The organism is Paenibacillus sp. CMAA1364 (assembly GCF_054373195.1).
The window spans coordinates 1-14,366 of sequence record NZ_JBITNB010000025.1; the positions used below are offsets into that span (position 1 = coordinate 1).

15 protein-coding genes are annotated in these 14,366 nt (G+C 37.4%); 4 read left to right on the forward strand and 11 right to left on the reverse strand.

Features of this window, described 5'->3' with window-relative positions:
- Positions 1-238: 238 nt before the first annotated feature.
- Positions 239-1,027 (reverse strand): alpha/beta fold hydrolase, encoded by a 789-nt coding sequence (locus ACH8E3_RS13360; RefSeq protein WP_458633135.1) that lies wholly within the window; start codon positions 1,025-1,027, stop codon positions 239-241.
- A 151-nt stretch (positions 1,028-1,178) separates the two neighbouring features.
- Here ACH8E3_RS13360 and ACH8E3_RS13365 point away from each other — a divergent pair, with 151 nt between their 5' ends.
- A complete protein-coding gene (locus ACH8E3_RS13365) occupies positions 1,179-1,406 on the forward strand; it encodes a DUF1128 domain-containing protein (protein WP_458633136.1) in 228 nt (75 codons plus the stop codon).
- 56 nt (positions 1,407-1,462) lie between these two features.
- On the opposite strand, the gene ACH8E3_RS13370 is transcribed toward ACH8E3_RS13365, so the two are convergent.
- Complete coding sequence (locus tag ACH8E3_RS13370; protein WP_458633137.1) at positions 1,463-2,194, reverse strand: pirin family protein; 732 nt, start codon at positions 2,192-2,194, stop codon at positions 1,463-1,465.
- Positions 2,195-2,453: 259 nt separating this feature from the next.
- On the opposite strand from ACH8E3_RS13370, the gene ACH8E3_RS13375 reads away from it, so the two are divergent.
- The 3 genes from ACH8E3_RS13375 to ACH8E3_RS13385 all read left to right on the forward strand — a co-directional run bounded on the left by ACH8E3_RS13375 (position 2,454) and on the right by ACH8E3_RS13385 (position 3,599).
- Complete coding sequence (locus ACH8E3_RS13375) at positions 2,454-2,711, forward strand: GlsB/YeaQ/YmgE family stress response membrane protein (RefSeq protein WP_458633138.1); 258 nt, start codon at positions 2,454-2,456, stop codon at positions 2,709-2,711.
- A 55-nt stretch (positions 2,712-2,766) separates the two neighbouring features.
- Positions 2,767-3,174: a YtxH domain-containing protein gene (locus ACH8E3_RS13380; RefSeq protein ID WP_458633139.1), complete on the forward strand. Its 408-nt coding sequence runs from the start codon at positions 2,767-2,769 to the stop codon at positions 3,172-3,174.
- A gap of 98 nt (positions 3,175-3,272) precedes the next feature.
- Positions 3,273-3,599, forward strand: a complete 327-nt coding sequence (locus ACH8E3_RS13385) for a DUF5665 domain-containing protein (RefSeq protein ID WP_458633140.1) — start codon at positions 3,273-3,275, stop codon at positions 3,597-3,599.
- 89 nt (positions 3,600-3,688) lie between these two features.
- On the opposite strand, the gene ACH8E3_RS13390 is transcribed toward ACH8E3_RS13385, so the two are convergent.
- From ACH8E3_RS13390 to ACH8E3_RS13430, 9 genes are all read right to left on the reverse strand, one after another.
- On the reverse strand, positions 3,689-4,675 hold the full coding sequence (locus tag ACH8E3_RS13390; RefSeq protein WP_458633141.1) for a magnesium transporter CorA family protein: 987 nt from the start codon (positions 4,673-4,675) through the stop codon (positions 3,689-3,691).
- Positions 4,676-4,798: 123 nt separating this feature from the next.
- Complete coding sequence (locus tag ACH8E3_RS13395) at positions 4,799-5,569, reverse strand: sigma-70 family RNA polymerase sigma factor (RefSeq protein ID WP_458633142.1); 771 nt, start codon at positions 5,567-5,569, stop codon at positions 4,799-4,801.
- Complete coding sequence (rsbW, locus tag ACH8E3_RS13400) at positions 5,566-6,018, reverse strand: anti-sigma B factor RsbW (protein WP_458633143.1); 453 nt, start codon at positions 6,016-6,018, stop codon at positions 5,566-5,568. The genes ACH8E3_RS13395 and rsbW overlap by 4 nt, the downstream gene beginning before the upstream one ends.
- Positions 6,019-6,035: 17 nt before the next feature.
- A complete protein-coding gene (locus ACH8E3_RS13405; protein ID WP_458633144.1) occupies positions 6,036-6,374 on the reverse strand; it encodes an STAS domain-containing protein in 339 nt (112 codons plus the stop codon).
- Between the two features lie 79 nt (positions 6,375-6,453).
- Complete coding sequence (locus ACH8E3_RS13410) at positions 6,454-8,109, reverse strand: response regulator (RefSeq protein ID WP_458633145.1); 1,656 nt, start codon at positions 8,107-8,109, stop codon at positions 6,454-6,456.
- An 18-nt stretch (positions 8,110-8,127) separates the two neighbouring features.
- Positions 8,128-8,997, reverse strand: a complete 870-nt coding sequence (locus ACH8E3_RS13415; RefSeq protein ID WP_458633146.1) for a CheR family methyltransferase — start codon at positions 8,995-8,997, stop codon at positions 8,128-8,130.
- A gap of 31 nt (positions 8,998-9,028) precedes the next feature.
- Complete coding sequence (locus ACH8E3_RS13420; protein WP_458633147.1) at positions 9,029-12,715, reverse strand: response regulator; 3,687 nt, start codon at positions 12,713-12,715, stop codon at positions 9,029-9,031.
- The gene (locus ACH8E3_RS13425) at positions 12,712-13,881 is read right to left on the reverse strand and encodes a PP2C family protein-serine/threonine phosphatase (protein WP_458633148.1); all 1,170 of its coding nucleotides are present in this window, start codon (positions 13,879-13,881) and stop codon (positions 12,712-12,714) included. Before ACH8E3_RS13425 ends, ACH8E3_RS13420 begins: the two co-directional genes overlap by 4 nt.
- 127 nt (positions 13,882-14,008) lie before the next feature.
- On the reverse strand, positions 14,009-14,347 hold the full coding sequence (locus ACH8E3_RS13430) for a general stress protein (protein ID WP_458633149.1): 339 nt from the start codon (positions 14,345-14,347) through the stop codon (positions 14,009-14,011).
- Positions 14,348-14,366: the final 19 nt, after the last annotated feature.

Genomic DNA, 14,366 nt, shown 5'->3' on the forward strand with positions numbered 1-14,366 from the left:
AGTGACGCTTGAGGTCGGTTGGCTTTCACTTGCCCATAATCTACTGAAACAAGCCACAATGGATCAAAAATGCAGAGCAGCGATCCTCCAATAACGGAAGAATCGCTGCTCTTTGACTTTTATTATTTTGAGAATGAAGAGAATCCATCATCCCTTGTAGATAATCTACTTTTGGGACAGCCCCAGATTTAACACTGTCGTCCAATATACATATATTGATAATCACATCTGATTCATCTTATTGCACATTCTGTAAATAGGCCTTTATATGCCGAGCCAATTCATCTGGTGCTTCCATCATACTCATATGCCCAGCATTCTCAATAATCACTTGCATTACATTGGGTCGATCAACTGTAAATGTCCGTTCAACAGGGATAATACCATCTTCCTTTCCTGCAACGAGCAACAATGGAAGATCAGTCTCGACAAGGACATGCCTACGATCAGGACGTTCACGCATAGCTATAGTAACCCCTATAGCACCATGTGGCGGTGTCTTATATCCAATCTCTTTAGCTTTATTTATAAATTCTGGATGTGTATGAACATGATCAGGAGCAAATAACGTTGGAATCAAGTTGTCGATCAACGTTGTTATTCCTTGTGTTTGAACTGTACTTACGCTCTGTAATCGTTTGGCCTTCACTTCTTCACTATCCGCAAATGCAGTTGAGTGTATAAGTCCAAAACCCTTTAGGCGAGACTCATATTGTTCTGCAACCCCGAGGGTGATATATCCTCCTAGGGAATGACCTAACAAGAATGTAGTAGGTAGCTCCAGTTCATCCATCAAACAAACAACATCTTCTGCCATATCTTCTACAGTGTATGCACCTGTAGGCGCATCCGATTCGCCATGTCCTCTTAAATCCGGAATAATACATCGATATTCATCTGCTAATAAAGATACGACTTCATCCCAGTACTGAGAACTCCCACAAAATCCATGTAATAGCACTACAGGTTCTCCCTGCCCCTGCTCTCTATAACTAATGTTATTGCCATTGCATATTACTTTCTCCATCGTACATCCTTCTTTCTGTTGGTTTCTTATATATTATTAACCCAATTAATAAGGTTATAGACGAATATGCTACTTGAGAATGGTGCAGTGCACATAGACATGTTACAATACAATAAGCAGACTTGCATATAAGAGAGGATGATTTCATCTTATGAATTTATCAGAAAAAACACCAGAAAATATCGAATTTATGATTGATAAGATTAAAACTAAATTAAGAATGGCAAGCGGGGCTGCTATGCAATCTTCTGCCTTTTCGGTAGATCAGTACGAAGATATTCAAGACGTGTATGATTTAGTTATGAAAAAGCAAAACCTAAGTATATCCGAAGTTGAATCTTTGGTATCGGAACTAGGACGTTTACGTCGCCAATCCTAATGCATTGATTTATTTCATAGAAACCTCCTATCATTAATGATAGGAGGTTTCTATGATTATGGAAGGTCTACCAGAATAAACTCAGATTGCCCTTCGCTACTATTTCCTTTTATAATCAGATCACATGATTTATGAATTCTAGCAGCATCCCCCGCTTCCAATTGGAAGCTTCCATCATTACATTGAATTTCAATGTTTCCAGAGATGAGGAATATATGCGTTCTTCTTTCATCTTTTTGAGGAAAAGTAAGTTCTTTACCTGTCTCTAAAATAGGTAAGTACATCGAAACATCTTGATGAATACGTAATGTTTCTTTATCTTCTTGATTCTTATCATTACCTATAACAACAGGTTTCCAATTATTCAATCTCGCTTTTCGATCTATCATGTTATGTTCCCATCTCGGTTGAAGCAACGGATCGGATGGCAGGAACCACATTTGTAAAAAACGTACAGGATCTGTCTTGGATGGATTATGCTCGGAGTGACTAAGTCCAGTTCCAGCACTCATCACTTGAACTGTACCTTCTTCTAGTAAGTGTAGATTTCCTAAGTCGTCTTCATGCTGTAATGTCCCTGAGATGACATAACTCACAATTTCTAAATCATGATGTGGATGTTTACGGAAACCTTTCTCCGGTTGTAATATATTATCATTGTGGGCTAATAAACAACCAAAGTGTGAATTGCTTGGGTCTTCATAGTCTGAGAAAGAAAAGCTAAAATCGCTTTGAATCCAACCCTTCTCTGAAGTATGACGCTCTGCTGAAGTTACTATTTTAATCATTTCATACACCTCCATATTTTACGTAAGTGGTTCATCTAGATTTCTTTCTTATTACATACCCGCCAATATAACTCTTCAATCATTCAAATAATTATTTATGACAACCAAATTTTTTTCCTTCTATTAAATGATTCCGTTTTCGTCAGTTTCTTTTTGATGATTATCTTATCAACTGTGATTCATCTTTCTTGCTTTAGTTTAAATACCAAGTAAGAAAGACGACCAACAAGTTCGCATTGAAAAGAAGGAGGTCATGAGTATGTGGGGTATAATTATTAGTATCATTATGGCTATAATCATAGGATTCATTGGCGATGCAATCGTGGGTAATAACATGCCAGGAGGATGGATTGGAGCTATGGTTGCCGGATTTGTAGGCGCTTGGATAGGTGCATCTTTATTCGGAAGTTGGGGTCCTCAAATTGGAGGATTCGCCGTAATACCCGCTATTTTAGGAACAGCAATATTTGTATTCCTTCTAGGTATCCTCAGCCGTTTATTCAGACGTGCTGCATAAATATTCGATGTACATTTACAATCTATAACCAACTATAACTAAGGAGTGATTTAAGATGAGTAAAGAAAATAATAACTGTTCAGTTGAAGGTAATAATACGTTCTTAAAAGGTGCATTAATTGGTGGTTTACTTGGTGCGGCTGCGGCACTACTATTCGCTCCGAAGCCTGGTGTTGAACTTCGTGGAGATTTAGGTGATAAGTTGTCACTTGCTACGGATAAGACCAAAGAAGTTGCGACTGTTGTTAGTGACAAAGCTTCAGAGTTAGCTAAGAATGTCTCTACTAAATCCTCTGATGTCGCTAAGAGTGTTATGGAAGGCACGCAGCATGTTGTCGAATCTGTAAGAAGTTCAGCATCTGATGTATCTGATGAAGTGTCTAAGGCATCCAAGGATATTATAGATAGTTCTAAAGATGCAGCCAAAGATGTTAATAAAGAGCTCAATTCTACAAAGCTATAAGTAGTTTGTTGTCACACAAATAGCCAGCTTCTTTAGCTGGCTATTTGTGTATCAACCCGTATTCTCCACCATTATTAGAATAGAAAGTAGGACCCCTTATGACGAAAACAAGAACTCCCAACTATGAAATAGATGAACACCCTTTCGAACTCAGGCATGAAGTTAAACATCTTAATTCTCGTTTAGACCGAATAGCTGATATGCTCGACAAAATTGAATTTAAAGATGTCATTGAGAACTACAACAATCCCAAAAGAAGAATCATTACCAATTTCACTGCAGGTCTAGCGCGTGGTTTGGGATTATCTATCGGTACGTTTGTTGTTCTAGGTCTTCTAGGATTTATCATGAGTAAATTCGTTGATCTACCACTTATTGGTCAATATATAGGAGACTTACAAAAGTATATTGAAGCTTATAAATAATCTCTCATACCTGCAAAACATAGAAATAGCCTGAAGAATCTATACTAGATTAGATTCTTCAGGCTATTTCTATACTAATTACTAAACACTTATTCTAAATGGCCCTTCTTAGACTTGGCTCTTAGTAAATCTCCCGTCCATCCCTTCCTATACATCCACAGATACATAATTGCAGATGTCAATCCTATCATCCCCATCATGCCTACAAAGCCCCAGGGTATTTCGGAAAAGGGAATCACATCAAAGTTCATTCCCCATATTGCCCCTAGTACAGATGCCGGTGTAAATATAGCTGTCAAGATGGTTAAAGTTTTCATAATCTCATTACCTCTAAAAGATGACACTGCATTATCAATCGATATTAAAGTGTCTATCTCATCGTTATAATGCTTCACAAGATGGTCCATTCTTTCTACTCTGTAATATAACTGATTGTAGAATCGATTATCTTTAAATTTGTCATGATAGCCTTCATGTGTAGCACTAATTAATTCCTGAAACGATATGGACAAATTACTAAGAAAGAGCAATTCATATCGTGAGGTTAGAATTTCATCCATGACATATCGATGATTATTATGTTCCATTTGATGCTCTAACTTACGCAAGTTACTCTCATACCTATCCATACCTTGATGTAGATAATGTAGGATCGTCCATTCGATTACGAATACCCCTTCCATGGGTTCTTGACATTGTTCCAGCATCGTTTTTCTGTTTTTGTTATTTAATGTCTCTCTTGTCTCGTCATCTAAGTTGATAGTAATCAAGGTTTTCTTATAAACAAAATAATGACAACGCAGCACATGACGCTTTTTATGAGTGTTTGACCAGTCCTTGCAATAGACCATCGTACCAAAGATGCTAGGATCTTCACTATCATCGGGGAAGCGAACACTAATATAATTAGAGTCAAGTTCTGGGAGTATGTCTAGCCACTCCTTAGTATATGGGCAATCCATGCGAATCTTTTGAATTTCGGGTGAGGCCCAATCATCCACCACAATATCATGCCATTGCCAATCACATGGAAAAGTAGTTAAGCAATAATGATTGTGCTGCTGTTTATTGTCCATTAGCGAACATCCTTTCTATCAAAAAGGACATACCCATTTTTTCTCTGTTACAAGAATTATGGGTATGTCCTACCGAATGTACATATAATTTGTATCGTAATATCTTGGTTCATTGTTCCCATCTTATAACGATGAATGAGACATAATTTCTTTAAGTCTATCCGTTGCTCTCTTCTGAATTCTTGATACACTCATTTGTGAAATACCTAATTGGTTAGCAATGGATCGTTGTGATTCTCCATCTTGGAAGGCAAGTAACAACACTTTCTGTTCTTGTTCCTTCAACTGACTTAGAGCTTCTTGTAAATCCATACGTTTCTCAATGGAATCGTAATCACTAACGTCATCACTTAATATATCACCAATGGTTGCGCCGGACTCTTCTTGGGAGAGCGGTGAATCCAAGGATACATAATGATAACATTCTCGACCTGCCAACACCTCAATCGTCTCTTCTTCCGTAAGATCTAAATAATCGGAGATCTCCCGAACACTAGGTGATCGTTCAAAGTCTACGGTTAGGACATCGATGGCATTCTGAACGAGTGCTCCTTTCTCCTTAATCCTTCGAGGAACTTGGATATACCATGATTTATCGCGCAAATAATTCTTCATATGTCCAATAATACTTTTCATCGCATAGGGTTCAAATGGAATCCCCAGACTAACATCATATTGTTTGAACAAACGAATTAATGCCATCTGCCCTACTTGAAATAAGTCCTCGTATAGATCAGGACGATTTCGAGAAATTTTACTCGAAGCCATCTTGACCATAGGTTGATATTTCTTAATAAGGAGCGTAGCAATATCGTTATCTTGTGTCTCTTGATATTCTAGAATCATACCTATGGCATCATTCATAGACTCTGAGAGAGCATCTTTATTACTCATACAGCTTCCTCACTTCTCATAATTCGTTTACTTAGTGTAACCTCGGTACCCTTCCCAGCATGTGACTCAACATTTACATCATCCATAAGAGCTTGCATCAGATAGAATCCTAATCCGCCGATTTCTATTTCATCTAGTTCTTTATGGTGTAAGGTTTTATCTTCTGATTTCACATCGACATTCTCGAAGCTTTCACCGTGATCTTTAACAGTGATCGTTAAGTTATCTCTATTGATTTCAAAGGTCACTTCTACTGTGCCCTCCTGCTGCCTATAAGCATGGAGAACTGCATTATTACATGCTTCTGATACAGCAACTTTCATATCTTCGATTTCTTCATACGAAAAACCCATATTCGAAGAAATGCCATACAAATTTAATCTTACAATATCCACAAACTCAGCTTTAGCTGGCAAGGTAATTACAACTTTTTGAATTTCACTACTCATTGATTGTTAGTTCCTTTCTATACATTTTTCTCTTCAGCCTCAAAAAACTTAGCAATACCTGTCATATCAAATAATTTTTGGATTTGTTGAGGTATTTCTACTACTTTAAACTTAGAACTCATGCTATGTCGTGTTTTTAAAATAGATAATAAAATACCGATACCGGTACTATCTATGTATTTCAATTCATTCATATTGACAATAAGATCGATATCCGAATTACTTATTAACGGTTCCATCACAACGCGAAAGTCTGTGGAAACGGATAGATCAAGTTCACCAGTAAGGTACACTGTAGATTGACCTTCTATAGTCTCAACCCTTGCATTGAATTTCTCTGTTTTATTCGTATTCATAATATACCCTCCCAAAAAATCATCTTTTACTTAAATCATATAACCCTATTTCAAACAAGTTGAATCATAATTATTCATGTTATATCTTGGAATATATTTTCAATCGATTTCTATACATGGAGATTAACCTTTGCATACTGCACATATTCAGCGGTTTCGTAATATGATTATCCATTCCCGTTCTCGAGCAATATTGTCTACCATTGGTCATCTGCTCCGATACTAATGCAATAATTACTGATGGTGTTCCTTCTTCTAGAGTAGCATTGCGGATCGTAGTCGCGAGATCTGATCCATCTACTTCAGGTATATCTAAATCCAGAAATATGATGTCATATCCTTTATGTTTATTTATCAATTCGACCGCTTGGGTAGCATCCTTTGCTATATCTGCTGTCATACCCAATTTATATAACATACTAACCATTAGCTTTTGGTCCGCAGGATGATTATCTACAATGAGTACACTAGCCTCTAAATGCCCTCTATTGGATTGAGATAGTCTTGGACGGTCTTCAAAATATAATATTCGATCATCCTCATCTACATGCTTCGCTGCAATGGTGAATATAAAATTCGCACCTTCCAATCCCATGGATTCAGCTCGAATCTCTCCACCCATCATTTCAACCATCGATTTCGATATGGCAAGACCTAATCCAGTACCGCCATATTTACGGTTCATAGAAGAATCCAATTGGGAAAATGGGATGAATAATAGCTCTATTTTTTCTTCTAGAATTCCGATGCCTGAATCCTTGACAGTGAACTCTAGCATAAGATTTTCCTCATTATTCTGTAGTAGAGAGATGACGAGGTATACGCCTCCCTTACTAGTGAATTTGATCGCATTCGATATTAAATTGATTAGCACTTGACGCAATCTATTCATATCTCCGTAGATCAATTGAGGAATATCTTCGTCCATGAAGTAATCCAGTTCTAACTGTTTCTTTCCTGCTTCTACAGAGAATAGACTGAATACTTCTTGGACACAGGATATCAGCTCGAAGGGATGTTCTTCTAGTTCCATCTTGCCCGATTCCATCTTCGAGAAGTCCAAGACGTCGTTGATGACTGCAACCAATGAATCAGCACTCTTACGAATGATCTCAGAATATTCCCTTTGCTCACCTTGCAGATCCGTCTCCATCAACAAATCTATCATGCTTATAACACCATTCATAGGTGTTCTAATCTCATGGCTCATCATCGCTAGGAATTCTGTTTTGGCATTTGCTGATACTTCAGCATCTTCCTTGGCGATAATGAGTTCCTCATTAATCTTTTCTAATTCACGCGTCTTTTGTTGGAGTAAGAAGGTTTGATTCTTGTATTTCTTACTCGTTAAATACATATTCACGAATGCCTCAACTTTAGACTTTAAAATTCGTGGGATAAACGGTTTAACCATATAATCTATTGCGCCCGCGGAATAGCCTGCAAATAAATGTTCAGCCTCTTTGTTATTCGCAGAAACAAAAATAATAGGGATTTCCTTCGTCTTATCCCTGGCTTTAATTATTCTTGCCGTCTCAATTCCGTCCATACCGGGCATTTGCACATCCATGATAATAACAGCAAACTCATTCTTCAAGAGGCACCTTAACGCCTCTTCTCCTGAGTTTGCCTTGATAAGAATATATTGCTCGTTGCCAAGAACTGCTTCGAGCGCGAGGAAATTTTCTGGACGATCATCTACTAGCAGAATATGAACTGATTCAATAACACTCAACAGACCTACCTCCTATTCCTATTTTATTTTACGATAAATTTTATTTACACGATCTAAGGTCTCATAAGACCTACCATACTTGGTATATTTAATGGATTCCTTGGAGCCTAACATCAATATACCATTGGGATCTAAGCTTTCATGGAATAGTCCATGAACTCGATTTCTTAGCGTATCGTTGAAGTATATCATCACATTTCGACATAAGATCACGTTGAATTCGTTAAATGAACGATCTGTCACCAGATTATGTTCTGAGAAAGTGATGTTCTTTTGGATGAACGGTTTCAATATCACCGAGTTATACTTCGCTGTGTAATATTCAGAAAAGGAATCCGTTCCACCTGCATCTAGATAATTCTTTGTATATAATTTCATTTTCTCAATATCGAATATGCCCGATTGCGCTTGTTTCAATGCCTGACTATTCATATCTGTTCCATATATACGCGTCTTATCGTACAGCCCTTCTTCATATAATAAGATGGCCATGGAATACACTTCTTCACCTGTAGAACATCCAGCATGCCAAATACGAATAAATGGATAGTTGCGCAGAATCGGTACGACATTCTTTCGGAATGACTTGAATACCTCGGCATCCCTGAACATCTCCGTCACCGATATAGATATACTTTGCACTAAACGCTCAAATGTCCCACGATCATGTAGTACTCTCTCCTGAAGAGCAGAAATACTGCTTAAATCATGTAAATTCATGAAGTTGCGTATCCTCCTTCTTATTGAAGGAGGGGCATAATCTCTAAAGTCATGACCATATAATCGGTGCATTCCATCCAACAATAAGTCTAATTCGATATTCTCTCTTTCAGAGTCTATGGAGTTTAGACTATCATATTCATCTTTCGGACTCTTCCATTTGCTCATTATAATACCTACTTCCTTAATTTGTTGCCATTTAAGAATATAACCACACACGCATCAATGAGAGTAGTTGTTCTGTTTGAATTGGCTTCTTCACATAATCGGAAGCACCCGCTTCTACACATTTAGCACGATCTTCTTTCATTGCCTTGGCTGTTAATGCAATGATAGGTAGCCTTTGGAATTTCTCGTTCTTTCTGATTTGACGCATAGCCTCATACCCATCCATTTCTGGCATCATCATATCCATTAAGACAAGATCGAAATCTGATTGTTCATCAAGAATGGCTAATGCTTCTTTTCCATTCTCTGCAAATACAACTTTCATATGATAACTCTCCAGCACACTTGAAAGAGCAAATACATTCCTTATATCATCATCGACTAGCAATATTTTCTTATCCTCAAAAATAGCTTCTTTATTATGAAGCTTCTGCAGTATTTCGCGTTTATCTTCTGGTAGATCCGCTTCGATTCGATGTAGAAATAAGGTCGTCTCGTCTAATAACCTTTCAGGTGATCTGACATCTTTAATAATGGTTGATTCCGTATATTTACGTAATGCCATCTCTTCGATAGAGTTTAATTCATTGCTTGTATATATAATGATTGGTAAATTCCTTAATTGTTTATCTTCTTTGATACAATCGAGAAGTTCAAAACCCGTCATACCTTTGAGGGCCAAATCCAGAACCATACAATCATATGTCTGCGTACGAAGTTGTTCTAACGCTTCTTCACCAGTACTCACCGTTGTAATCGATACATCATCATGAAGAACTAATTGAACCATTTCATTACGTTGCATCTCATCATCTTCAACAATTAATAATTGCTTTAATGATTTCTCCGCAAATGATTTAATGTGTAAAAAAGCTCCTTCAAGCGCATTCTTAGAGGTAGGTTTCTGAAGATAAGCAATAGCCCCCATACGCAATCCTTGTCTTACTTCATCGACCACCGAAACGATATGCACAGGGATATGTCGAGTCAATGATGAGTTCTTGAGCATACCTAGGATAGACCATCCATCCATGACCGGAAGTTGAATATCTAGAATAATTGCGTTAGGTAGATACTGTTGTGCCATTCCCAATCCCGTATCTCCCTGTGTGGCAAGTAATGTCTTGAAGCCACGTTCTCTTGCCATCTCAATCAATATATTTGCGAACTTCAAATCATCTTCGATAATTAGCAATACATTATCTGTCTCTTCAATAGAATCACGGTCATCCAAGATAGGGACTGGATTCAATCCAGTCACATTCACTTTCCTAGTCGAAAGAAAATTGGTATCATAGCTCTGAATGATATTCGTTAAAGAGGATTCTGAATTAGATACTGCAGCAGCTTCTATCTCTCCTTTAAATGCCTCTTCGGAGGCAAGTACAGGCAAATATAGTGTGAAACAGCTTCCAATACCTTCTGTTGATTCAAGACCTATATGACCTCCAAGCAGAAGTGCTAACTCGCGACTGATTGAAAGCCCTAGCCCTGTGCCTCCATATTTACGGCTCGTTGTTCCATCCACTTGCTGAAAAGCCTCAAATATTAAATCTCTTTTATCATCAGGAATCCCAATACCTGTATCTCTTACGGATAATGCAATATAATCTAAATCTTTCTTAAGATGACGTGGAACTTGATGCGTTGGTACTGTATTCATACTAAAGCTAATACGACCACGACTTGTAAACTTGAATGCATTGGTAAACAAATTACGAAGAATCTGCTTCACACGATGTCTATCTGTAATGAATTTCTCAGGCAAACCTTCACCGAATTGTATATCAAGTTCAATATCTGTCTTTTCAATTAATGGTGAGAAGTTACGCTGAATGAAATTATTGATATCTTTTGGAGCTATTGTGTCATAATTAATCTCCATCTTCCCTGCATCCACTTTCGACAAATCCAGAATTTCATCAATCATTTTGAGTAGATCTGTCCCTGACATATAGATCGTTTGAGCATATTCCGTTTGTTTATCCGTAAGATTGCCATCCTTATTCTCTGTTAATAATTGTGAAAGAATAAGAAGACTGTTAAGAGGTGTTCTCAATTCATGGGACATGTTAGCTAGAAACTCGGATTTATATTTACTAGTCAGTGCTAGTTGTACAGCCTGTTGTTCTAATTTATTACTTGTCTTTTCAATTTGGTAATTCTTTTCTTCTAGCTCTTCCATCTGTTCTTTCATCGTTCGTGTCTTAGCGACTAACTCCGTATTATACTGTTCAAGCTCTTCTTGCTGACTCTGTAACAATTCCTCAGACCTCTTAAGTGCTGAAGCGTGCTCTTCTAAATGCTCATTAGAATGACGTAATTCCTCTTGTTGTGTTTGTAGTTCTTCTGATTGGCATTGCAATTCTTCGGTCAATGCCTGAGATTCTTCCAATAGGTTCTCCACACTCATTCTATGAAGAATATTATTAATAACGATCCCTAAATTACCTGATAGTTGATTCATTAACTGTCGATGCATAGATGTGAAGCTTCCGAAAGATGCTAATTCGACAACACCTAACAATGCATCTTCAAACACAATTGGGTAGATCATAATACTATTAGGCGAAGCAAATCCAAGTCCTGATTCAATAGATACATATTCATCCGGAATGTTATCCATATACAGTGGTCGTCTATCTAATACACTCTGACCTAATAGCCCCTCCCCTATGACAAATGAATCTTTACTTAATATCTCTTCAGACGCAGCATATGTTCCATATCTGTATAATCGATCTGATAATCCCTCATCTTTCTTCAAATACACCGCACCATAATGTGCACCTAATATAGGTGTGAATTCGCTGATAAAGGTATGTGAGATATCTTCCAATGTATTCACACCACGTAGCAATTCTGTTACTTTACTGGTATGCGAATCAAGCCAGCTCTGATCTTTTTGGGCCTGCAAATAATTCTTCTCCATGATTTGTTGTTCCTCAAGGTTCTCAGCCATCTGCTTAAACACCTGTGCGACTTGGCCAATTTCATCCTTAGAAGTGATCTTCAGACGCCGAATCGTGCGCATCCGACCGTTACCGAAGCTACGAATCATCATATTGACTGTATTCAGACCTTTAGTAATGCTAGGAATAATCCACATAATAATGCCCAAGCCTAACAGTAATCCTGCAACCATGATACTAGATGTCATTTGAACAGAGCGTTTATGCGCCGCATTCACCATAATCATCTCTTCATCAACCATTCGGTCCATGTAGCTAGCTAATGCATTCAAACTATCCAAAGCTTCTACCTGTAAAGGAATACCTTCTGTTACATGATACTTCCTCGCTTCTTCCATCTTACCCGCAGCTATCAATTCTAATTCTAGTCGTTGATAGGATGAGAATTGTTCCCAAGCCGATTGTACACGAATAAGCATTTGTTCTTCTTGTATAGTCTTTGTACCCTTAGTTATTTCCTTTAATAAATTTTCACCCTTAGACATTGTTGTAGCCAGCTTCTGTTGTGATTCTAAGCTTTGAGTTGAATCCTTATTATTAAGAAGAATGTTTACTAATTGTCGTGATGCATTATTTACTTCTCCACGCATTCCGTTAGAATTACGCACCTGTATATATCTTTCTTCATAGACGCGATTTATTTGTTTATTCATGAATTCTAAGCGGTCAAATCCGACCATCGTCATCACGAGTAATATGGCCATAAGGGCACCGAACCCCAATATTAACTTTGTCTTTAATTTCATTCTGGTGAATCTCCTTTCTTAAGCGAAATCCATACTAAACATTTATCATCTTCACGTTCTGATTGTATTTCAACATTAAAGAAAGCTTGTTGCATCGCTTCTTCATTCCATTCCTGATGATCTTTTAAATGTCCTATCAAAAAATCCATTTGTTGATCATGATCCCCATCTACAATCTCCATCAATCCATCTGTATACAATGCGAGATGACTATCTTCTTTATACTGAATGCTGTTTTGCTGCACCTCAATCTTATCGAATAGTCCTACAGGGCAACAACTCTGATGGAACATCACCACGTTATCCTCTGCGTGGAAAAAAAGTGCTGGCGGATGACCCGCATTTACATAATCAATTCGTTGTCTATGTGGATCTATTACTAAATAGATTGCTGTAAAGTAATACTGTGTGAGTTCATTCTCAATATGAAGTTGATTCATTCGTCTATTCAGTTCATGGATTACAGCCTCAGGTTCTTCAAATGTTGTGATTGTATCTTTTAATACGGAAGAAATGAACATGCAGACTAATGAAGATGAAATACCATGACCCATCATATCAAGCAGAATAACACCATATCGTCCATTCTTAAGCGGATACCAGGCATATAGATCACCCGCCAATTCTTCGGAAGGTTGATAAAGAGCATGTACTTGAAATAAGTCATCTATAATAGGAGAACTTAATACCGCATTCTGAACCATTGAAGCTAACCTAAGTTCTTCCTGAATACGTTTATCTCTTTCTTTATGCCAATCATTCTCTTTCTTTAAACGCAATGCTAGTCGAATTCTCGCCATTAATTCCACTTTGTTAATTGGCTTGGTTACGTAATCTACCGCACCACTGTCTAATGCCTCAGCAAGTTTCTTTGAATCTCCAACAGCTGTGACCATAATGATAGGAATGTCTTTAAGATGATTATATTGCTGTACAATACGACATGCTTGAATGCCATCAATCTCAGGCATCATCATATCTAGAAGAATCAAATCTATATCGACATACTCTGAGTTAACTTCATCAGGATAATTGTTTATTCCTAGTACTTCGAACATCTCTTGAGCAGATAAAGCTTTAACAACATCTACGTAGCCTTCTCTTTTCAATATCTCACGTATAATAATGACATTCGTTGGATTGTCATCTACTAGTAATATGCTCATAATTAGCTCCTTTGTTAACATGCTATTATTATAGTAACATTAATTCAAAAAATATAGATAAGAAATGGACAGAACTCCCACTCCTTATCTATATTTTTAAAACTAATAACTTTACTATATCAAGTTGTTATTTCTTTGCAATAACGAGCACTTTACCTAGATCTAGTTCTTGTTCATAGAAATCAGCTTCACTATCTGTAAAACCGAAAGAAGTGATCTTCGCTCTTAGCTCGTCTCCACGAGAACGAAATAGATTAGCTAATGTTTCCATCATGCCTTCTTCCTTCATTCCAATCTCATTCGCATCTGCTGTCTCTACAATACGCTCTGTACGATCCTCATCATGTGCTAAGACGAATATATTATCGTATTGATACCCTAAATTTTGTAATTGCTTTACCTCTTGTACTGCTAGTACACCATTCTCTACTACTTTCGCATAAGAATTAAATTGAGTTGATTGCATATTCTTCACTCTCCTTTAA